Annotated in this window: 16 protein-coding genes and 1 tRNA gene; 8 read left to right on the forward strand and 9 right to left on the reverse strand. The window is 71.8% G+C overall.

Features of this window, described 5'->3' with window-relative positions:
- Positions 1–46: 46 nt before the first annotated feature.
- A complete protein-coding gene (purM, locus tag ABEB06_RS20515; protein ID WP_345698325.1) occupies positions 47–1,129 on the forward strand; it encodes a phosphoribosylformylglycinamidine cyclo-ligase in 1,083 nt (360 codons plus the stop codon).
- Between the two features lie 145 nt (positions 1,130–1,274).
- Here purM and ABEB06_RS20520 read toward each other — a convergent pair whose 3' ends face one another.
- Positions 1,275–1,520 carry a DUF3073 domain-containing protein gene (locus tag ABEB06_RS20520; protein ID WP_345698326.1) on the reverse strand — a complete coding sequence of 82 codons (246 nt, stop codon included), beginning with the start codon at positions 1,518–1,520 and terminating at the stop codon, positions 1,275–1,277.
- 365 nt (positions 1,521–1,885) lie between these two features.
- The gene (locus tag ABEB06_RS20525; protein ID WP_345698327.1) at positions 1,886–3,046 is read right to left on the reverse strand and encodes a Glu/Leu/Phe/Val dehydrogenase dimerization domain-containing protein; all 1,161 of its coding nucleotides are present in this window, start codon (positions 3,044–3,046) and stop codon (positions 1,886–1,888) included.
- A 164-nt stretch (positions 3,047–3,210) separates the two neighbouring features.
- Between ABEB06_RS20525 and ABEB06_RS20530 the strand changes: the two genes are divergently transcribed.
- Together ABEB06_RS20530 and bldC are read left to right on the forward strand one after the other, a co-directional pair.
- Positions 3,211–4,098 (forward strand): DUF8083 family protein, encoded by an 888-nt coding sequence (locus ABEB06_RS20530; protein WP_345698328.1) that lies wholly within the window; start codon positions 3,211–3,213, stop codon positions 4,096–4,098.
- A gap of 498 nt (positions 4,099–4,596) precedes the next feature.
- Positions 4,597–4,803 (forward strand): developmental transcriptional regulator BldC, encoded by a 207-nt coding sequence (gene bldC / locus ABEB06_RS20535; protein ID WP_030459248.1) that lies wholly within the window; start codon positions 4,597–4,599, stop codon positions 4,801–4,803.
- Positions 4,804–5,138: 335 nt separating this feature from the next.
- Here bldC and ABEB06_RS20540 read toward each other — a convergent pair.
- Together ABEB06_RS20540 and hrpA are read right to left on the reverse strand one after the other, a co-directional pair.
- A tRNA-Asp gene (locus ABEB06_RS20540) sits at positions 5,139–5,212 on the reverse strand.
- A gap of 118 nt (positions 5,213–5,330) precedes the next feature.
- Positions 5,331–9,305 (reverse strand): ATP-dependent RNA helicase HrpA, encoded by a 3,975-nt coding sequence (hrpA, locus tag ABEB06_RS20545; protein WP_345698329.1) that lies wholly within the window; start codon positions 9,303–9,305, stop codon positions 5,331–5,333.
- A 137-nt stretch (positions 9,306–9,442) separates the two neighbouring features.
- Here hrpA and ABEB06_RS20550 point away from each other — a divergent pair, with 137 nt between their 5' ends.
- Entirely contained in the window at positions 9,443–9,787 is a 345-nt protein-coding gene (locus tag ABEB06_RS20550; protein ID WP_345698330.1) for a WXG100 family type VII secretion target, read from the forward strand.
- Positions 9,788–9,818: 31 nt separating this feature from the next.
- Complete coding sequence (locus ABEB06_RS20555; protein ID WP_345698331.1) at positions 9,819–10,961, forward strand: NlpC/P60 family protein; 1,143 nt, start codon at positions 9,819–9,821, stop codon at positions 10,959–10,961.
- Between the two features lie 38 nt (positions 10,962–10,999).
- On the opposite strand, the gene ABEB06_RS20560 is transcribed toward ABEB06_RS20555, so the two are convergent.
- The 4 genes from ABEB06_RS20560 to ABEB06_RS20575 form a co-directional block, all read right to left on the reverse strand.
- On the reverse strand, positions 11,000–11,605 hold the full coding sequence (locus tag ABEB06_RS20560; RefSeq protein ID WP_345698332.1) for a hypothetical protein: 606 nt from the start codon (positions 11,603–11,605) through the stop codon (positions 11,000–11,002).
- Positions 11,606–11,720: 115 nt separating this feature from the next.
- Positions 11,721–12,491, reverse strand: coding sequence for an alpha/beta fold hydrolase (locus tag ABEB06_RS20565; protein ID WP_345698333.1), 771 nt, complete (start codon positions 12,489–12,491; stop codon positions 11,721–11,723).
- 62 nt (positions 12,492–12,553) lie between these two features.
- Complete coding sequence (locus ABEB06_RS20570) at positions 12,554–14,026, reverse strand: MFS transporter (RefSeq protein ID WP_345698334.1); 1,473 nt, start codon at positions 14,024–14,026, stop codon at positions 12,554–12,556.
- A 38-nt stretch (positions 14,027–14,064) separates the two neighbouring features.
- Positions 14,065–15,045, reverse strand: coding sequence for an NADPH:quinone reductase (locus ABEB06_RS20575; protein WP_345698335.1), 981 nt, complete (start codon positions 15,043–15,045; stop codon positions 14,065–14,067).
- Between the two features lie 187 nt (positions 15,046–15,232).
- On the opposite strand from ABEB06_RS20575, the gene ABEB06_RS20580 reads away from it, so the two are divergent.
- From ABEB06_RS20580 to ABEB06_RS20590, 3 genes are all read left to right on the forward strand, one after another.
- Complete coding sequence (locus tag ABEB06_RS20580) at positions 15,233–16,405, forward strand: acyltransferase family protein (RefSeq protein ID WP_345698336.1); 1,173 nt, start codon at positions 15,233–15,235, stop codon at positions 16,403–16,405.
- Positions 16,406–16,434: 29 nt separating this feature from the next.
- Positions 16,435–17,283 (forward strand): NAD(P)H-binding protein, encoded by an 849-nt coding sequence (locus ABEB06_RS20585; protein WP_345698337.1) that lies wholly within the window; start codon positions 16,435–16,437, stop codon positions 17,281–17,283.
- Between the two features lie 248 nt (positions 17,284–17,531).
- The gene (locus tag ABEB06_RS20590) at positions 17,532–18,755 is read left to right on the forward strand and encodes an IS701 family transposase (RefSeq protein WP_345698338.1); all 1,224 of its coding nucleotides are present in this window, start codon (positions 17,532–17,534) and stop codon (positions 18,753–18,755) included.
- A gap of 7 nt (positions 18,756–18,762) precedes the next feature.
- Here ABEB06_RS20590 and ABEB06_RS20595 read toward each other — a convergent pair whose 3' ends face one another.
- Complete coding sequence (locus ABEB06_RS20595; RefSeq protein ID WP_345698339.1) at positions 18,763–20,712, reverse strand: helix-turn-helix domain-containing protein; 1,950 nt, start codon at positions 20,710–20,712, stop codon at positions 18,763–18,765.
- Positions 20,713–20,836: the final 124 nt, after the last annotated feature.

A 20,836-nucleotide genomic window follows, 5' to 3' on the forward strand; every position in this document is an offset into this window, starting at 1 on the left:
CGCGCCCCCCGCCTGCTCTAACCCATTTCTGAAAGGGCTCACGGAAGTGACCAGCAACGAGAGCGGGGCGACCTACGCCGCCGCGGGTGTCGACATCGAGGCGGGCGACCGGGCCGTCGAGCTCATGAAGCAGTGGGTGAAGAAGGCGGACCGCCCCGAGGTGGTCGGCGGTCTCGGCGGGTTCGCCGGGCTCTTCGACGCCTCGGCGTTCAAGCGCTACGAGCGTCCGCTGCTGGCCACCGCCACCGACGGCGTGGGCACCAAGGTGGCCATCGCCCAGGCGATGGACAAGCACGACACCATCGGCCACGACCTGGTCGGCATGGTCGTCGACGACCTGGTGGTGTGCGGCGCCGAGCCGCTGTTCATGACCGACTACATCTGCGTCGGCAAGGTCGTGCCGGAGCGGGTCGCGGCGATCGTCAAGGGCATCGCCGAGGGCTGCACGCTGGCCGGCTGCGCGCTGGTCGGCGGCGAGACGGCGGAGCACCCGGGCCTGCTGGGCCCGGACGAGTACGACGTCGCGGGCGCGGGCACCGGTGTGGTGGAGGCGGACGCGCTGCTGGGCGCCGACCGCGTCCGGGCCGGCGACGTGGTGATCGCGATGGCCGCCAGCGGCCTGCACTCCAACGGCTACTCGCTGGTCCGGCACGTGCTGCTGAACCAGGCCGGCTGGTCGCTGGACCGCGAGGTGGAGGAGTTCGGCCGCACCCTCGGCGAGGAGCTGCTCGAGCCGACCCGGATCTACTCGCTGGACTGCCTGGCCCTCACCCGGGCCACCGAGATCCACGCCTTCTCGCACGTCACCGGCGGCGGCCTGGCGGCCAACCTGGCCCGGGTGATCCCGGCCGGCCTGCACGCCCGCCTGGACCGCGGCACCTGGACCCCGCTGCCGGTCTTCCAGACCGTGGCCAAGGTCGGCGCGATGCAGACCCTGGAGATCGAGAAGACGCTGAACATGGGCGTCGGCATGGTCGCCGTGGTTCCGCCGGAGTCGGTCGACGTGGTGCTGTCGGTCCTGGAGGACCGCGGCGTCGAGGCGTGGCTGCTCGGCGACGTCGTGGACCGCACGGACGAGCACGACGGCGGCTCGGCGCTCTACAACGCGTACGAGGGCTTCGCGCTCTGATCCCGGCCCGACGGGCCCCGCTGCGGCGGGGCCCGTCGGCTGTCCGGACCGGTGCCGCCGGGGACGACGGGGGCCGGCCCGCCGGCGGACACGTCGAAGACCGGTCCGGCACCCGGGGGTGCAGGACCGGTCTTCGACCGAGCTGTCAGGCGCGGCGGCGAGAGGAGCTGCTGCCCGCGTCCTCGTCGTCGTCCTCGTCGTCGTTGTAGAGATCCGCGTACGCCGCGTAGGGGTCGTCCTCGTCCTCGTCCTCGATCGGCTCCGGCTCGATCGCGGTGGACGGAGATACGCCCAGCTCATGCGACAGACGATTGGCGTCGAACCCGCCGCTGTTGTACTTCAGCTCGCGGGCGACCTTCGTCTGCTTGGCCTTGGCCCGGCCGCGCCCCATGGGTCGACCCCCTCAACGATGGGGCTCACGGCCCCGAGTCTGACACGTGGTGATGATCAGGTCCGGCCCTGCCCGAAGTGGGAGAACCGTCCCTTGGAGCATTAACGGTACCTGTTTCCGCCGCCGGACGGTACGTCGCGCGTGTGACGTGGCGCGCACAGTCGCCCCCCCGAGCCAGGTCTGCCCTGGTCACAAGGGGAATATGGGGCTTTCGCAGGCTGCCCGGAGCTTCGCCGGGCCCGTCGTTCCTGCAGAGATTATCCCCCGAAGGAGGGCGTCGGATCGCCCGATCGGGCGACGAACTGAGAATCCGGTTCCACATCGTGATGCGAGGGGGCGGAGGGTGTCCGCCCCCTCGCGGAGGGTCAGGCCCGGCGGGCGGTCGGCAGCAGCACCGAACGGAGCGCGCTGATCTCGCGCATCCGCTTCTCGGCGAGCCGGTCGGCGGCCACCGCCGGCGGCACGCCGTCGGCGGCGGCCCGGGTGAAGATCTCCAGCGTGGTGTCGAAGATCTTCGTCGCCTTGTTCTTGGCGCGCTCGAAGTTGAAGCCCTCGATCTCGTCGGCGACCTGGATGACGCCGCCGGAGTTCACCAGGTAGTCGGGCGCGTAGAGGATGCCGCGGTCCGCCAGGTCCTTCTCCACGCCGGTGTGCGCCAGCTGGTTGTTGGCCGCGCCGCAGACGATCGAGGTGCCGGCCGCGCCTAGCGCCCCGACGGTGTGGTCGTCCAGCGCGCCGCCGAGGGCGCAGGGGGCGTAGACGTCCAGCGAGGCGTGCAGCAGGGCGGCGGTGTCGGCCGCGACCTCGACCTCGGGGTGGGCGGCCTTGACCCGGTTGATCGCCGCCTCGGAGACGTCGGTGATCACCACGGTGGCGCCGTCGGCGACCAGGTGGCCGACCAGGTAGTGGCCGACCTTGCCGACGCCCGCCACGCCGACCCGCCTGCCGCGCAGGGTGGGCTGGCCCCAACGGGCCTGCGCGGAGGCGCGCATGCCCTGGAAGACGCCGAAGGCGGTCAGGATCGAGGAGTCGCCGGCGCCGCCGTGCTCCGGCGAGCGACCGGTCACGAACTGGGTCTCGCGGGCCACCACGTCCATGTCCTGCACGTAGGTGCCCACGTCGCAGGCGGTGATGTAGCGGCCGCGCAGCGACTCGACGAAGCGGCCGTACGCGCGGAGCATCGCCTCGTTCTTGTCCTTGTCGGGGGCGCCGATGATCACGGCCTTGCCGCCGCCGAGGTCCAGGCCGGCGAGGGCGTTCTTGTAGCTCATGCCGCGCGAGAGGTTCAGCGCGTCCTGGAGCGCCTCCTCCTCGGTCGCGTACGGGAAGAAGCGGGTGCCGCCGAGGGCCGGGCCGAGGGCGGTCGAGTGGATGGCGATGATCGCCTTCAGGCCGCTGGCACGGTCGTGGCAGAGGACGACCTGCTCGTGGCCGTCGCCGGGCGTGCCCTGCGGGTCGGTACCGAAGATCCTGCCGAGCACCCCGGGTGCGGGCACGGTGGCAGAAGCGGTGTGTACGTCGGTCACGGTGGTGACTCCAGTAATGAATGGCCCGCGGCTGTGGTGCGGGCGTCTGCCTCGAAGCCTAGTCCGGGGACCTCGAGCCTCGCTGCCCCCTGACGGTCCCTGAGACATAACGACCGGATCGCCGCGGCGGTACCCCTCCCCGCTCGCCCGCCGTGCGTGCGACGATGCCGAACGTGACCGTTGTGCGTACGTCGGTGCAGCCGCCCTACTCCGCCCACCTGCGCGTCTACGAGCCGCTGAGCGCCTGGCCGGAGCCGGAGCGCTCGCACTGGCGGGCCTACGCCGCCGAGCGGGGCCCGGACGCCGAGGACCGGGAGCCGGTCGCCGGGGCCGCGCTGGCCGAGCAGCGGGAGGCCCTCGCCGAGCTGCTGGCCCGCACCCCGCGGGCCCTGCCCGAGCAGGAGAGCGGGCAGGCCTTCGTGCGGCTGCTGGAGGGCACCCTGTACGTCTGCCCGCGGACCACCCGGCTGCGCAGCTGGCAGGCGCTGGAGGAGCTGCACCGGGAGCTTCCCGCGCACCTGCTGGACACCGTGCTGCCGCCGGCCGTGCGGGCCGCCGCGGAGGCCGACCGGCAGGCGTGGTGGGCCGACCACCCGGACGCCCGGCCTTGGATCCTCTCCAGCCGCTGGGAGGTCCCGGTGGGCTGGTTCCTGCCCTTCGGCGAGGAGGACCGCCAGTACGTGCCGCAGGGGGAGGGGGAGCCGCCCACCGCGCCGGCGCTGTTCTACCTGACGCCCATGGTGCAGGCGCGCCGCCGGGTGGCGCGCGGCTACCGGGTGCTCAAGGAGCAGGTGCCGCGCGGCCCGCTGGTGCGGGGTGCCGAGCGGGTCGGGCGCTGGCTGGAGGAGTTCCACCCCCGCTCGCTGGTCGAGCTGGACTACGGCGGCCTGGTGCACCTGCTGGGCGACCGGCTGGCGGGCGAGCGGTCGGTGGCCGAGCTGGCGGACGGCCTGGGCGCGCTGCGGGCCGGTGACGGCGCGGCGGCGCTGCGGGCGTACGAGTCGCTGACCGGGCGGTGGCGGAAGCTGCTGGCACTGCGCCAGGCGAGCTGAGCGACCCGCCGGGCGGTGCCCCTGAGCTGGCCTGATGCGGGGTCAGAAAGATGTGCTGGCCGAATGTCAGTGCGAGGGGTGAGGATGGTCTGTACCTTCCCCGCGATGTTCGGGACCATGGTCCCGGTTCGGGTCAATAGCTCCCGAACGTGACACTACTCACCGTTGACGCGAAGTCACCCCTATGTGCCAAAATGGGACAACCAGCCCAAGTTCACTCAGGTGGAGCGAGTTCGGGATCCGTAACCGGATGTCATCACCGCGTGACTGTCCGTTATGGGATGGTCCATGTCCATCCGTCGCTCTTGAGCCCGTGAGGGGTCAATTTTGACGGTTTGGTCGTTGGCTCTGGACGGATGGTGTAGTTGTAGACACCAGGACAAGCCGTTCGTCCTATAACCGACTCGGCCCGTCTGTGCCATTTCGGGCATCACGGGTCAAGGTGCAGAATTTGAAGGATAGAACCGCCCTGGTTCGGTTCTCCCGAGGAGGCCGCTCATGACCGCTCGTACCCCTGACGCTGAGCCCCTGCTGACGCCGGCAGAGGTCGCCACCATGTTCCGCGTGGACCCCAAGACGGTGACCCGCTGGGCCAAGGCAGGCAAGCTCACGTCCATCCGGACCCTCGGCGGCCACCGCCGCTACCGCGAGGCGGAGGTGCGCGCCCTGCTGGCCGGGATTCCGGCCCAGCGCACCGAGGTCTGACGCTCAAGGCTTTTCTTCGAAGGGGCCGCATCCCCGACTCCGCCGGGTCGGGGATGCGGCCCCTTCGGCGTGCCGGAATCCGGGATTCCAGGAGGGCGCGTGGGGGTGGGGGGAATTACAGTGAATAGCGGTACAATTTTATATATTAAATTGTGGGTCTTCCGGGGATGCCTTGTGATGACCCGTCCCGGGGAAAGAAAAGTGACGACCGTCACACATTCGTGATCTTGTGATCCGGTGCGCGCACGGGTAGGAGCTGACCGGCCGTCAGCGACAGCGAAAGCGACAACGAAGAAGGCCCGGAACCTTTCGGCTCCGGGCCTTCCCCTGTACTGCGATCCCGACGGGACTTGAACCCGCGACCTCCACCTTGACAGGGTGGCGAGCTAACCAACTGCTCCACGGGACCAGTGATCTGATCCTTGTCCGCTTTGCTCTCGCTCGCGAACAAGACAGATCGTACTGCATCCCGACCCCCCAGGTAAAACCGGGTGCCGGGGGTCCGGCCCGGAGGGTCGGGCGGGCGGTCAGAGGGTGGCCGCGGCCGCGTCCATCGCCTTGAGGATCCGCTTCTCCGAGACCGGGCTCGGCGTGCCCAGCCCCTGGGCGAAGAAGCTCACCCGCAGCTCCTCGATCATCCAGCGGATCGCCCGGACCTCCGGGGAGGGCTCCCGGCCGGCCGGCACCCGGGCGAGCAGCTCGCCGTACGCCTGCTGCACCGCCTGGACCTTCTGCAGGTGCTGCAGGTCGCGCTGCGGGTGGTTGGGCAGCGCCTCCAGGCGCCGGTCCACCGCCAGCAGGTAGCGCTTGAGGTCGGGCAGCCGCTGCCAGCCCGTCCCGGTGACGAAGCCGGCGTGCACCAGCGAGGTGAGGTGCAGCTTGACGTCGTTCACCGCGGTCAGCAGCACCGGGCTGGAGACCGACTTCAACCGGGTGGACGCCTTGTGGAAGGCGATCAGCGCGGTCGCGGTCTTCAGCGTGGTGTCCGCCGACAGCTCGTACAGGTCGGCGCGGACCAGGTCGTACAGCTTGGTGAAGCCGTCCTGGTCCCAGGCCGGGCCGCCGTGCAGCGTCATCAGCCGGTCGGTGGCCGCCGACACGATGTCCTCGAAGAGGGCCGGGATCGAGCCGTGCGGGTTGTACGAGAGGGCCAGCTTCGCCTGGTTGCCCAGGCGGCCCTGGATCGACTTGGCGGGCGAGTTGACCTGGAGCATCAGCAGTCGGCGGGTGCCCGCCCACATCGCCTCCTGCTGGGCCTCCGGGGTGTCGAACAGCTTGATCGCCACCGCGTCCCGCTGGTCCACCAGCGCCGGGTAGGCGCGCAGCGAGTGGCCCCGGGAGCGCTGTTCGAAGGTGCGCTGCAGCAGCGGCAGGTCGGCAGGCCAGGCGCTCAGCCCGGTCCGCTCGATGCCCCGGCCGGAAGCGGCCGAGGAGAGCGTCTCGGAGAGCTGGGGCTGGAGCCTGCGGCGCAGCTCCTCCAGGTCCTTGGACTCGGCCAGCCTCTTCTTGCCGTCCACCACCCGGAAGGTCACCTTGAGGTGCTCCGGGACGCGCTCGTCGTCCCACGCCTCCGGCGGGATCGGGATGCCCGACATCCGGTGCAGCACCCGCTCCAGGGTCGGCAGCAGCGGCTCCTGGCGGTCCTTCATCTCGCGCAGCGCGGCCCGGGCGTGGTCCGGGGCCGGGACGAAGTTGCGGCGGACCGCCTTGGGCAGCGCCCGGATGTAGGCGGTCACCAGCTCCTCGCGCAGGCCCGGGATCTGCCAGTCGAAGCCCTCCGAGGTGACCTGGTTGAGCACCGGCAGCGGGATGTGGACGGTCACGCCGTCCGCGTCGCTGCCCGGCTCGAACTGGTACGTCAGCCGGAAGCGCAGCTTGCCCTGCTGCCAGTGGTCCGGGTAGTCCGCCTCGGTGACCCCGTCGGCCGACTCGTTGATCAGCATCGACTTCTCGAAGTTCAGCAGGTCCGGCTGGTCGTGCCGGGCCTTCTTCCACCAGGAGTCGAAGTGCCGGGTGGAGACGACCGTCTCCGGCAGGCGGGAGTCGTAGAAGTCGAACAGGGTCTGGTCGTCCACCAGGATGTCCCGGCGCCGGGCCCGGTTCTCCAGCTCCTCGACCTCGGAGAGCAGTCGGCGGTTCTCGCCGAAGAACTTGTGGTGGGTCTCCCAGTCGCCCTCCACCAGGGCGTTGCGGATGAACAGCTCCCGGCACAGCTCCGGGTCGATCCGGCCGTAGTTCACCTTGCGCTGGGCCACCACCGGCATCCCGTACAGGGTGACCTTCTCGAACGCCATCACGGCGCCGGCCTTCTTCTCCCAGTGCGGCTCGCTGTAGGTGCGCTTGATCAGGTGGCCGGCCAGCGGCTCCACCCACTCCGGTTCGATCTTGGCGTTGATCCGGGCCCACAGCCGGGAGGTCTCCACCAGCTCGGCGGACATCACCCAGCGCGGCGGCTTCTTGAACAGGCCCGAACCCGGGAAGATCGCGAACCGGGCGCCGCGGGCGCCGGCGTACTCCCGCTTCTCCACGTCGAACAGGCCGAGGTGGGAGAGCAGGCCGGAGAGCAGCGCCTGGTGGATCCGGTCGGCGTCCGGCTCGGCGTCGTCGCGCGGCTCGTCGATGGTCACGCCGAGCTGCTTGGCGACCGTGCGCAGCTGGGTGTAGACGTCCTGCCACTCCCGTATCCGCAGGTAGTTCAGGAACTCCGACTTGCACATCCGGCGGAAGGCCGAGGAGGAGAGCTCCTTCTGCTGCTCGCGGACGTACCGCCACATCGCGAGGTAGGAGAGGAAGTCCGAGGTCTCGCTGTTGAACCGGCGGTGCCGGTCGTCGGCGGCCTGGCGCTTCTCCGCCGGGCGCTCGCGCGGGTCCTGGATGGAGAGCGCGGCGGCGATCACCATCACGTCCCGGACGCAGCCGAGCCGGTCCGCCTCCAGCACCATCCGGGCCATCCGGGGGTCGACCGGGAGCTGGGCGAGCCGGCGGCCGAGCGGGGTGAGCCGCTTGCGGTGGTCCTTCTCCTCCGGGTCGAGGGCGCCGAGCTCGTGCAGCAGGTGCACGCCGTCGCGGATGTTCCGCGCGTCCGGCGGGTCCAGGAACGGGAAGGCCGCGATGTCGCCGAGGCCGGCGGCGGTCATCTGGAGGATGACGGACGCCAGGTTGGTGCGCAGGATCTCCGCGTCGGTGAACTCGGGACGGGAGAGGAAGTCCTCCTCCGAGTACAGCCGGATGCAGATGCCGTCGCTGGTCCGGCCGCAGCGGCCCTTGCGCTGGTTGGCGCTGGCCTGGCTGACCGCCTCGATCGGCAGGCGCTGGACCTTGGTGCGGTGGCTGTAGCGCGAGATCCGGGCGGTGCCCGGATCGATCACGTACTTGATGCCCGGCACGGTCAGCGAGGTCTCGGCGACGTTGGTCGCCAGGACGATCCGGCGGGAGTTGGAGCGCTGGAAGACCCGGTGCTGCTCGGCCGAGGAGAGCCGGGCGTAGAGCGGCAGCACCTCGGTGAACTTCAGTTTCATCTTGTTCAGCGCGTCGGCGGTGTCGCGGATCTCGCGCTCGCCGGAGAGGAAGACCAGGATGTCGCCGGGGCCCTCGGCCTGGAGCTCCTCGACCGCGTCGCAGATGCCCTGGATCTGGTCGCGGTCGCGGTCCGCCTCCGCGTCCTCGGGGGCCTCGTCGGCACTGTCGTCCAGCAGCGGCCGGTAGCGGACCTCGACCGGATAGGTGCGGCCCGAGACCTCGACGATCGGGGCGTCGCCGAAGTGCTCGGCGAAGCGCTCCGGGTCGATGGTCGCGGAGGTGATCACGACCTTGAGGTCGGGCCGCCGGGGCAGCAGCTGCTTGAGGTAGCCGAGCAGGAAGTCGATGTTGAGGCTGCGCTCGTGCGCCTCGTCGATGATCAGGGTGTCGTACTGGCGCAGCTCGCGGTCGGTCTGGATCTCGGCGAGCAGGATGCCGTCGGTCATCAGCTTGACCAGGGTGTCCGGGCCGACCTGGTCGGTGAAGCGGACCTTCCAGCCGACCGCCTCGCCGAGCGGGGTGTCCAGCTCCTCGGCGACCCGGTCGGCGACCGTGCGGGCCGCGATCCGGCGGGGCTGGGTGTGCCCGACCAGGCCGCGGACGCCGCGGCCCAGCTCCAGGCAGATCTTCGGGATCTGGGTGGTCTTGCCGGAGCCGGTCTCACCGGCCACGATCACCACCTGGTGGTCGCGGATCGCAGCGAGGATCTCGTCCTTCTTCTGGCTGACCGGGAGCTCGGCCGGGTAGCGGATCTCCGGGACGGCGGCGCGGCGCTGCTCGACCCGGAGCTCGGCCCGGGCGACCTCGGCGGCCAGCTCGGTGGCGATCTTCGTACGGGCCTCGGGGTTGCGGACCCGGCGGCTGCCGTCCAGCCGGCGGCCGATCCGCTGCTGGTCGCGCAGCATCAGTTCGGGCAGCCGGGCGGCCAGCTCCGCGAGGGTGGGCACGGGCTGCTGGTCGACGGGAGAACTCACTGCGGGCATCCCTCTAGGTTGCAAGGAGGTGTGCCCCGGGCGCACCTCGGTTTTCGAGCCCTTCCAGTGTCACAGAACAGGAGTCCTACCCACGGCGGTGGGATAGCCTGTTTGATTGTCTGTTCGGATCAGTCGGGGGAGTGATCATGGGGATCCTGGGCGACCTCAAGAACCTGGCCGGGGATGTGGTGCAGCTCGGCGAGGACATCGTCATGGCGCCGTCGGAGATCGCGCACTGGGCGCTGGGCAAGATGTTCGGCGATCCGGACGCGGAGCTGAACAAGATCGCCGGGGAGCTGGCCGAGCTGGGCAAGCAGGTCGAGGGGCTGGGCAAGGAGGTCGGCCAGACGCTCTCCTCGCTGACCTGGCACGGTCCGGCGTCGGACGCGTTCACCGCGCACGCCCAGGGCCGGATCAAGCAGCTGAACGGGGTGGCCGACGAGCTGTCGGAGCTGAGCCAGGCGGTCAAGCGCCTGGCCGACGTGCTCTGAGCCGGCCGGTCCACGGGGGAGGGAACATCAGATGGCAGATCAGTTCGGCTACCAGACAGCCGAGTTGCAGAAGATCCAGCGGGACTTCCGGACGCTCGCCGAGCGGATGGCGAAGATGACCGAGCAGGTCGGCCACATCAAGCAGGTGGTGGCCACCGCGGCGGCGGCGGACGTCTGGTCCAGCCAGTTCTCCGGCATCCTGGGCTTCGCCTCGGTCGTCACCGACGTGGTGCAGAGCGTCAAGGCGGTCGAGTCCAAGGCGGACCACCTCCAGGCCACCAAGGAGGAGCTGACCAAGGGCCTCGCCCAGGACCTGGAGAAGATCCAGCGGGTGATCGCCGAGTACCAGGCCGCCGAGAAGAGGATCGCCGAGGAGGTGGGCGGTCAGCACCAGGGGCAGGAGAAGCCCAAGCCCCCGCAGACCGGCATCGACTCCGCCGGCGGCAACCACGGCGGCGGCAGCCACGGCGGCGGGGACGGCGGAGGCGGCGGCAACCACGGAGGCGGGGGCCAGCACCAGACCCCGCAGTCGCCCAACCACGGCGGCCACGACACCAGCGGCAACGACGGCTCGGGCGTCACCCTCCGGCCCGGCGGCCGGCACGACGGCCCGAAGATCAAGGACCGCTCCACCGGCGAGTGGAACACCCACATCAACGGGCGGAACTGGGAGGACTGGCCCGCCAACTCGCACAGCCACCCGCACCCGACCAACGGCCACGGCGCCGGCGTCCTCGCCAAGCCGAACCTGGACGGCGTCTCCGACGAGCGCCGGGCGATGGTCGACCGGGCGATGGAGCGGGTCGAGCGGAAGCTCGGCTACAGCCAGGGCGCGATCACCAACGGGTACCGGGTGGACTGCTCCGGGTTCGTCTCCGCCGCGTGGGGGCTGAACCCGGCGGGCGGCGGCACCTCGACCGGCCCGCTGATCAGCGAGTCGGCGGGCATCGCGCACCACATCTCGAAGGGCTCGATGGAGCCGGGCGACGCGCTGGTGGTGCACCACACCAGCGGCGACCACAACCAGCACGTGGTGCTGTTCGGCGGCTGGGCCGACAAGGACCACACCAAGATGATCATCCTGGAGGACAGCGGCAGCCGGGGCTGCGTGTCCCGCGAGGTGTCCCTGTCGGCGTTCTCCGAGTACACGGCGATCCGCAAGAACGGGATGTAGCCGGTGCGGCGGGGCCCGCCCGGGGCCCCGCCGGCCGGTCAGCCCTGGTCCTCCCAGGTCTGGTGCATCGAGGTGACGGCGCCGCCGGCGTCGACGGTGTACTCGAAGAACGGCTCGCAGATCAGGCCGGCCGGCCGGCGGTCCGGGTCCGGGATGTCGAAGCACGGCTTGTTCGCCCGGGTGAACTCCTCGAAGGAGACCTTCTTCGCCTCGTACTTCGGGAAGTCCTTGCCGCTGGTCGGCTTGGTGAGGACGACGACCGTGGCGTTGGCGGCGACCTTGAGCACCGAGCCGTCGGCGGAGGTGTCCAGCGTCAGGCCGTACTGGGTGCAGTCGGTCCTGACCTTGACCGCCTTGAGCTGGCCGGGGCCCGCGGAGTTGGCCAGCAGTACCTTGTGCGCCTTGAAGAAGGTCGCGCAGTTCTTGGAGTCGTGGAACGCCTTCTCGAAGGCGGCCTCCTCGGAGGCGCTGACCGCCTGCCCGGCGGCGGGGGCGGCCGGGGCCGCGGAGGAGGCGGCGGCGGGCGGCGGGGCGGCCTGGGTGGTGGTGGCGCCGGTGCCCGGGGTGTCGTCCGGTCCGCAGCCCGTGGTGGCCAGTGCCACCGTCAGCAGGGTCGCGGCGACGGCGACGTGACGGATGTTCATGCTGAGGGATCCCCCCGATCGAGACAGCAGTGACGGTTGGAGAACCTACCAACCCGCTGCGTGACCGGGACGACCGGAGCCCCGGGCCGCGGACGGCCCGGGGCGTCCTGGCAGGTCAGGCGGTGAACTTCCGGACCAGCGCGACGAACTCGTCGGTCTTCTCGAAGACGACCACGTGGCCGCTCTCGAGCTCCTCGAAGCGGGCGCCGGCGATGCCGTCGGCGAGCTCGCGGGTGAGGCCGAACGGCACGGTGCCGTCCTTGGTGCAGCCGATCACCAGGGTCTCGGCGGTGATCTTCGGCAGCAGCTCGCGGATGTCGGTGCGCAGGTTGACCGCGATGTGACGCAGCGCGCCCTCGGTCGGCTGGTTGCCGGCCATGATGCCGGCCAGCACCTCGGGGCCGATGGCGTTCATGAAGTCGCGGCTGAACGCGGTGAGCGTGCCGAAGCGGCCGAAGCTCTCCGGGTCGTCCTTGAGCGCGGCCCAGGTGGTCATGTGGGTGGAGAGGTACGCGTCGTCCGGGCGGGCCCAGCCGGCGGTCAGGACCAGGCGGCGGACCAGGTCCGGGCGCAGCGCCGCGACGGTCGCGGAGACCACCGCGCCGAGCGAGAAGCCGACCAGGTCGACCGGGCCGCCCTGGGCCTCGATCACCGCGATGATCTGCTCGGCGAGGATCTCGACGGTCAGCTCGCCGCCGTCGTCGACGGTCTCGCCGCAGCCGGCGAAGTCGGGCAGCACGACGGTGCGGTCGGCCGTGAACTGCTCGACCAGGTGGCCGAAGGTGCCCTGGGCACCGAAGCCGGTGCCGTGGACGAAGACCAGGCCCGGGCCCGATCCGGCCACCTGGTAGGACACGGTGGCGGTGCCTGCGGAAACGGTAGGCATGGGGTTTCGCTCCTTCTGTGGTGTCGGTTCCATCAAAACGGCGGCGCCGTCCGGACGCAGGCTCAGGACGCGGAGAGTGTCAGGTCGGCCGCGGAGTCGGCGGACGCCTCGGCGGGCCGCTGCTTCGGGGTGCGCTCGAAGTTCAGCGCGACCAGCACCAGGACGGCGATCCCGGCGGTCGCGACCAGGACGGCGGTGCGCAGCCCGTCGGTGGTGGCCGAGCGCAGCTCCTCGCCGCTCAGCCCGGCGGTGCCGGCGTTGGCGACGGCGACCAGCACCGCCAGGCCCACCGCGCTGCCGACCTGCTGGCCGGTGGAGACGATGCCCGAGGCGATGCCCTGCTCGTACGGGTGGACGCCGGTGGAGGCGGCGGCGAACATCGTGGTGAAGATGACGCCCTGGCACAGGCTCAGCACCACCAGGCCGGGCAGCAGCGCGGCGTAGCTGCCGTCGGTGGTCATGGTGAGCGCCATCGCGGCGGTGCCGGCGCCGCCGAGCACGAAGGAGCCGATCAGGGTGGTGCGGACGCCGAAGCGGGTGGCGATCCGGCCGCCCAGCATCGAGCCGAGGAAGCCGCAGACCATCGGGATCAGGAACGCGGTGCCGGTCTCCATCGCGGAGTACCCGTGCACGTTCTGGAAGTAGACGGTGAGGAAGTACAGCAGGGTGCCGAAGGTGGCCATGAAGAGGAAGGTGACCACCACGCCGGTGGAGAGGTTGCGGTTGCGGAACAGCCGCAGCGGCATCAGCGGGTCGGCGGTGCGGGCCTCGATCGCCAGGAAGGCGGCGACCAGGGCGAGGCCGACGGCCGCGGTGGTGAGGATCAGCGGGGAGGTCCAGCCGGAGGTCGGGGCCTGCACCAGGGTGAAGACCACCAGGGTGGCGCCGGCGGTGGCGGTCAGCGCGCCCGGCAGGTCGAAGGCGCGGCCCTGCTCGCGCGGGCCGTCCGCGGTGATCAGGGTGAAGGCGAGCAGCGCGGCGCCGCCGGCCAGCGGCACGTTGACGTAGAACACCGCCTGCCAGCCGAAGGCCTCGGTGAGCACGCCGCCGAGCAGCGAGCCGATGATCATGCCGGACGCGCCGGCGGCGGCCCAGACCGACAGCGCGCGGTTGCGCTCGCGGCCCTCGGCGAAGCCGGTCACCACCAGGGCGAGGGTGGCCGGGAAGAGGAAGGCGCCGCCCAGGCCCTGCACCGCGCGGGCGGCGATCAGCAGGCCGGGGCCGGTGGCCAGGCCGCCGACCAGCGAGGAGACGGCGTACAGGGACAGGCCCAGGACGAACATCCGGCGGCGGCCGAACAGGTCCGAGGCGCGGCCGCCGAACAGCAGGAAGCCGCCGAAGGCGACCGCGTAGGCGCTGACCACCCACTGCAGGTTCTGCGCGGAGAAGCCGAGGCCGCTGCCGATCTCGGGCAGAGCGACGTAGACGATGTTGTAGTCGATCGAGACGATCAGCTGGGCGAACGCCAGCAGGGCCAGGGTGAGGCCCGCGCGGCGCCGTCCGGACGCCTGGTCGGCGTCGGCGGTCGTGGTCATCGGAGGATGCCTTTCCGTGGTGAGGGTCGGGGGTGTTCCTACAGATCGGGGCGCAGGACGACCCGCCTGCCGTTCAGCTCGCCGTTCTCCAGCGCCCGGTGGACGTCGGCGGTGGCGGAGAGCGGGAGGCGGGTCAGCGCGCGCGGGCGGAGCTTCCCGGTGGGCAGCGCGCGGTTGATCGCGGCGGCGGCCTCGGCGAGCTCGGCGGTGGTGGCGTGCGAGATGACGAAGCCGCGGACCGAGCCGTCCTTCATGTACAGCCGGCCGGCCGGCAGCACCGGGGCGGAGCGGGCACCGGCCAGCAGCACGATCCGCCCGCGCGGGGCGAGCAGCTCGACCGCGGCGGCCAGGTCGTTGGAGCCGGAGGTGTCCAGGTGGAGGTCGACCCCGCCCGGGCAGGCGGCGGCGAGCCGCGCGGGCAGCTCGGGGTCGCGGTAGTCGAGCACCTCGGCCGCGCCCAGGGCCCGGCAGTACCCGGCGTCCTCGGCGCGGGCGGTGGCGACCACCCGGGCGCCCGCCGCGGCGGCCAGCACCACCAGCGCCGAGCCGACGTTCCCGGCGGCGCCGGCCACCAGCACGGTCTCCCCGGCGCGCAGGGCGCCGTGGGTGAACAGGCCCAGGTACGCGGTGGCCGCCGGGTGCACGGTGGCCACCGCCTCGTCCGCGTCCACGCCCTCGGGCAGGTGGTAGAGCCGGTCGGCGGCGACCACGGCCTGCTCGGCGGCGGCGCCCTGCCGGCCGCCGTGGCCCAGGCTGTTGCACCAGACCCGGTCGCCGACCGCGAAGCCCGGTGCGCCGGGGCCCGCGGCGGCGACGGTACCGACCAGGTCCCGGCCCACCACGAAGGGGAACTCCACCGGTGTCCGGAACACACCGGAGCGGACGAAGGTGTCCACCGGGTTGGCCGACACCGCGGTGACGTCCACCAGGACGTCGGTCGGTCCGGGGACGGGGGAGGGCACCTCGCCGAAGCGGATGTTCTGCGGAGGGCCGAGCTGCTCGATGAAGGCTGCGCGCATGCTCCCGATCCTGCGGTACCGCCGGGCGGGCGCGCCGAAAACGCCGCATCGTTCGTCAACTCCCTTACTCCGGACGGCCGGATGGGACAGGGGTTCGACTTGACGCAGTGCCGGTCGGCAGCGCGCGGGCCGCGCCCGGCGGCCGGTACTTGTTTCCCGTCGCCACCACACCCCAAGGACGGAAACCATGGCCACCGATCAACTCATCGCCCGGCCGCAGCCGGCGGTCGAGACGGCGCCCGCGCAGCCGCAGCGCCCGTTCACCACCAGACTTCCCTCGCTGACCGGTCTGCGCTTCCCCGCCGCGCTCGCCGTGTTCGCCTACCACGCGGCGCTGCCGATCCCCTCGCTGCGCTTCTTCGGGGACGACGCCACCGAGTTCAGGTTCGTCGACCTGGCCGGCCAGGCCGGCGGCCTCGGCGTCTCGTTCTTCTTCGTGCTCAGCGGCTTCGTGCTGACCTGGTCCGCCCGGGACAGCGACACCACCACCGGGTTCTGGCGCCGCCGCCTGGTGAAGATCTACCCGAACTACGTGGTCACCTGGGCGCTGGCGATGGCGCTCTTCGCCTCCGCGTACACGCCGCTGCGCACCGCGCTGGCCAACCTGCTGATGCTCCAGGTGTGGATACCGGACTTCAACACCTACTTCAGCGTCAACCCGCCGAGCTGGTCGCTGGGCGCCGAGGCGATCTTCTACCTGGCCTTCCCGCTGCTGCACCGCGGCTTCAAGAAGATCCCGGCCCAGCAGCTCAAGTACTGGGTGCTCGGCATGGTGGCCGGCATCATCGCCACCCCGGCGCTCGCCTACGCCCTGCTGCCCGACACCCCGACCGTCCCCGGCGGTCTGCAGAGCTCGGTCCTGCAGTACTGGGTCACCTACGTGCTGCCGCCGGTGCGGATGATGGACTTCGCGCTCGGCATGCTGGTGGCGTACGCCGTCCGCAACGGCCGCTGGCGCAACATCGGCATGGTCTGGTCGTCCCTGCTGCTGGTGGCCGGCTACGTCGCCACCAACTACGTGCCGTACCTGTACGGCCAGCGCGTGATGACCATCGTGCCGATCGCGCTGCTGATCGCCGCCGCCGCGATCGCCGACAACGAGGGCCGCTTCACCCTCTTCCGCAACCGGGCGATGACCTGGCTCGGCGAGATCTCCTTCGCCTTCTACCTGCTGCACTTCATCGTGCTGGCGTACCTGCGCAGCCTGCTCGGCACCCGGATGTTCTCCACCGCCGAGGGCGTCGGCCTGCTGCTCGGCTCGGCCGTCGCCACCGTGCTGCTCTCCTGGGCGCTCTACCGCCTGGTCGAGACCCCGATCGTCCGCCGCTTCTCCAAGCCGCGCGCCAAGCAGTCCGCCTGACCCACCGTCCCACGAAAGAGAGAGCTCCCATGAGCAAGATCCTGGTCATCGGCGCGGGCGGCCAGGTCGGCGCCTCGGTCGTCGAGCAGCTGCTGGAGGCCGGCGCCGAGGTGCGGGCCGGCGCCCGCAACCCCGAGAAGCTGTCGCTGCCGGCCGCCGTCGAGGTCGTCAAGGCCGACCTGACGGACGGAGCCAGCCTGAAGGAGGCGCTGAACGGCGTCGCCAAGGTCTTCCTGTACGCGGTGCCGCAGGGCATCGAGACCTTCCTGGAGGCCGCGAAGGCCACCGGCGTCGAGCACGTGGTGCTGCTCTCCTCGCAGACCGTGGTGGACGCCTTCCCGGTGCAGGAGCCGATCACCGTCATGCACCGCACGGTGGAGGACGCGATCGTCGCCTCCGGCATCGCCTACACCTTCGTGCGGCCGCACAACTTCGCCACCAACATCCTGATGTGGGGCTGGCCGGAGTCGATCAAGGCCGAGGGCCTGGTCCGCTTCCCGTACCCGGAGTCGCACAGCGACGCCATCCACGAGAAGGACATCGCCGCCGTCGCGGTCGCCGCCCTCACCCGGCCCGGCCACGAGAACCAGGCGTACTTCATCAGCGGCCCCGAGTCGATCACCCAGCGCCGCCAGCTGGAGATCCTCTCCGAGGTGCTCGGCCGCCCGCTGGAGTACGTCGAGCTGACCGAGGCCGAGGCCCGCGAGGCGCTCTCCCCGATCGTGCCGATCTGGGTGATGGACGCCGTGGTCGGCTACTGGGCCGGCTCCGACAACGTCCCGAGCCACCTGACCGACAACGTCGAGAAGATCACCGGCCGCCCGGCCCGGACCTTCGCCGAGTGGGCGAAGGACCACGCCGCGGACTTCACCGCCTGACCCGCCCGTCCCCCCCCACGCGAGGCCCCCGCTCCGGCGGGGGCCTCGCGGCGTCCCCGGGCGGTGGTGGCTGGGCCACACCCGATCCGGCCGGCGGCCCCGGAAAACCGGGCCGCCCGGCCAGGGGGGTGTGGTCGGACACCCGTCGGAGGGTCGAGAGGGGTGAGCTGCGCACCTTAGCGAGCGGGCCCGGAATTCCTAGCGTTGGGAATCGCCGCACCAGCCCACCAATCAGCCGAGGGGTTCCCATGAGCGGTCTCACCCTGTACTCCCGGGAGGTTCAGGCCCCGGGCCACGCACCGGCCCCGGACCACTCCCACACCCACGACGTCCTGCTGTCGGAGCTGTGCTCCGTCCTGTTCGCCTCCCTGCCCCGGAGCGACCAGCGCCACAAGGGCGCGCAGTACCTGCGCGGCCTGCTCGGGGCCCAGGGCCGCAAGTCGATCCGCAACATCGCCACCGTGGTCGGCGGCCAGGCGGCCGAGCAGAGCCTGCACCACTTCATCACCAGCTCCACCTGGGACTGGGGCCCGGTCCGCCAGGCGCTCGCCCAGCACCTGGCCCGGATCGCCCCGCCGCAGGCGTACGTGCTGCGCCCGATGGTCATCCCCAAGGCCGGCGACCACTCGGTCGGCGTGGACCGCCGCTTCATCCCCGCCCTCGGGCAGGTGCTCAACGCCCAGCAGGCGGTCGGGGTGTGGGCCGCCTCCGAGAGCTTCAGCTGCCCGATCAACTGGCGGCTGCACCTGCCGCAGACCTGGCTGGACAGCGAACCGCGGCGCAGCCAGGCGCTGATCCCCGAGGAGGTCGACGCCGAGACGGTGGCCGACTGCGGGCTGGAGGCCGTGCTCGGCCTGCCCGCCCGCTGGGGCCTGCCCACCCGCCCGGTGGTGCTGGACGCCCGGGACGCCGACGCGCTGCGCACCGTGCGCCGCCTCCGCGCGGAGCGGGTACCGCTGCTGGCCCGGATCAACGGGTCCTTCCCGCTGCTGCCCGCCACCCCGATCGCCGGCCGGCCGGTCGAGCCGACCCCGGCGTTCCAGGTGATGGGTGCCGCGCGGGACCTGCGCCGTCCGCTGGTGTGGTCCGGCCACACCGGTGCGGTGCGCACCAGCCTGGTCGCCGCGGTGCGGGTGCGGGTGCCCGGTCAGAGCGCCCGGACGATACCCGGCCTGCGCGGCGACGAGCTGATGCTGGTGGGTGTCGGGGTGCCCGGGCGGCGCTGGCCGAGCGAGCTGTGGCTGACCGACCTGGTCGACCTGCAGCTGTCCGGCCTGCTGCGGCTCGGCCGGCTGGTCGACCGGGTGGACCGGGACTTCGTCCAGATCGCCGACCGGGTCGGGGTGCGGGACTTCGCCGGGCGCTCGTTCAGCGGCTGGCACCGGCACATGTCGCTGGCCTCGGCCGCGCACGCGGTGGTGGCGCTCGGGCGGGGCGCGATGCCGGACGCCCGTTTCGGCCACGCTTCCTGACGTGCGGTCAGGACTCCTCGGCCGGCGCGGCGGCCGGGCCCTCGCCGGTGCGGTCGAGCAGCTGCCGGCGCACCCGGGACAGCCGCAGCGCGAGCTGGATCTCGAAGGCGCGCTCGGGCTTCTGCCACTCGGGGCCGAGCAGCTCGCTGATCCGCTCCAGGCGGCGGGCCACCGTGTTGGTGTGCACGTGCAGCTTCTGGGCCGCGTAGGTCGGGCTGTTGCCGGTCTCGAAGTAGGCGCCCAGGGTGCGGGCCAGCTCGGTGAACCGCTGCTGGTCGTAGTCGAGGACCGGGCCGATGGTGGAGTCGATGAAGCCGTCGACGTCGTGGTTGTCGGACAGCAGCACGCCGATGAAGCCGAGTTCGCGGGCCGAGGCGGCGCGCCCGGTCGAGCCGAGCGAGGTCATCGCGTCCAGGCAGCGCAGCGCCTCCTGGTGGGCGTGGAACACCGACACGGGGTCGCTGGCCGGGCCGGCCGAGCTGACCGTGACCGGGGTGCCGAGCAGCGGCGTGAGCTCCTCGGAGACCGCGCGGGCGGCCGCGCCCGGGTCGGTGCCGGGCAGCAGCAGGACGGCGCGGCCGTTGTCGACCCGCTTCAGGCCGCTCATCCGGTGCGCGTACAGCGAGGCCCAGGTGGCCGCCTTGCCCTGGGAGTCGCCCTCGGGCCGGGCTATCACCAGCACGTGCGGGCGGGAGAGGTCGATGCCGATCCGCTGCGCCCGCATGGCGAGCTGCTGCGGCGGGCGCTGCGGGGTGGCGAGCAGCTCGTCGAGCAGCTCGTCCCGGACGTGGCCGAGCGCGGTGGCGGCCCGGCTGCTGTCCAGCAGCAGCGGGACGGCGACGGCCTGGGCGATCAGCTGGGCGACCCGGTCGGCGTGCGCGGCGTGCGCCGCGGACGGGCGCAGCATCAGGGTGCCCAGGTGCGTGGAGCCGGCCCGGACCGCGGCCGCCCAGAGGTTGTCCGGGAGCGGGACCGGCAGGCGGACCGTGTGGGCGTCCATCGCGGCGGCCACCACGGTCGGCTCGTCCAGGTCGGGCAGCTCGCCGGCCGAGCTGAGCACGGTGCCGTCCGAGGCGTAGATCCGCAGGCCCGAGGCGAGCAGCCGGCCGGCCTCCCTGATCAGCGCGTGCGGGTCGGTGCCGGACAGCGCGAGGTCGAGCAGCACCTGCTGGGCGTCGGCGAGTTCGCGGACCTCCTGGAGGCCGGCCTCGGCCCGGGAGGTGTCCAGCTCCAGCCGGGAGACGGTGGCGCCGGCCTCCTCCAGCAGCTTGGCCTTCTCGATCGCCACGCCCGCGAGGTCGCCCAGCGAGGTCATCAGCGCGATCTCGTCCGAGGTGAAGTAGCGGACGCTGCGGTCGGCGATGTACAGCACGCCGAACGGGCGGGTGCGGTGGCTGAGCGGCACGGCCATGATGGCGTGCAGGCCCTCGGCCCGGACCACCTCGTCGATCACCGGGCTGTGGTTGATCCGCTGGTCCGCCAGGTAGTCCGGGGTCCAGAACGGGGAGGGGTTGGCCAGCACGTCGGAGCCGAGCCCGGAGCCCTGCGGCAGCTTGAGGCCGACGCTCAGGGTCGAGGTGTGCCCGTCGGAGGTGCGGACGTACACGTAGCCCTGCTCCTCGTCGGGCAGGCTGATGTACGACATGTCGACGCCCAGCAGCAGCCGGGCGCGGCGGGTGATGACCTTGAGCAGCGAGTCCAGGTCGTAGGGCATCGCCAGGTCGCGGGCGGTGTCCACCAGGGCGGACAGGCCGGCCTCGCGCTGCTGGCGGCGCTTGGACTGGGAGCGGATCGACAGCCCGAGCTCGCGGAGCCGGCCGACCGACTCCAGCTCCTCCTCGCTGCTGCCGCAGGTGCGGCGGGCCTCCTCCAGGAGCTCCTCGAACCTGGCGAGGGGTGCCTCGCTCGCCAGCAGTTCCAGGACGCTGAAGGCGACGGAGTCCGCCAGCCGACCCACCACTGTCCCCTTCCCCCCTCGGCACCCCCCGGCGCCCGCCTGCTGAGTTGATCAAGGTCGATCAAGCCTACGTGACAGTCTGCGATCGGACGGTATGCGCAGGTGTACGGCTTCGTCAAGCTTT

The sequence above is a fragment of the Kitasatospora terrestris genome (genome assembly GCF_039542905.1).
Lineage (GTDB): Bacteria > Actinomycetota > Actinomycetes > Streptomycetales > Streptomycetaceae > Kitasatospora > Kitasatospora terrestris.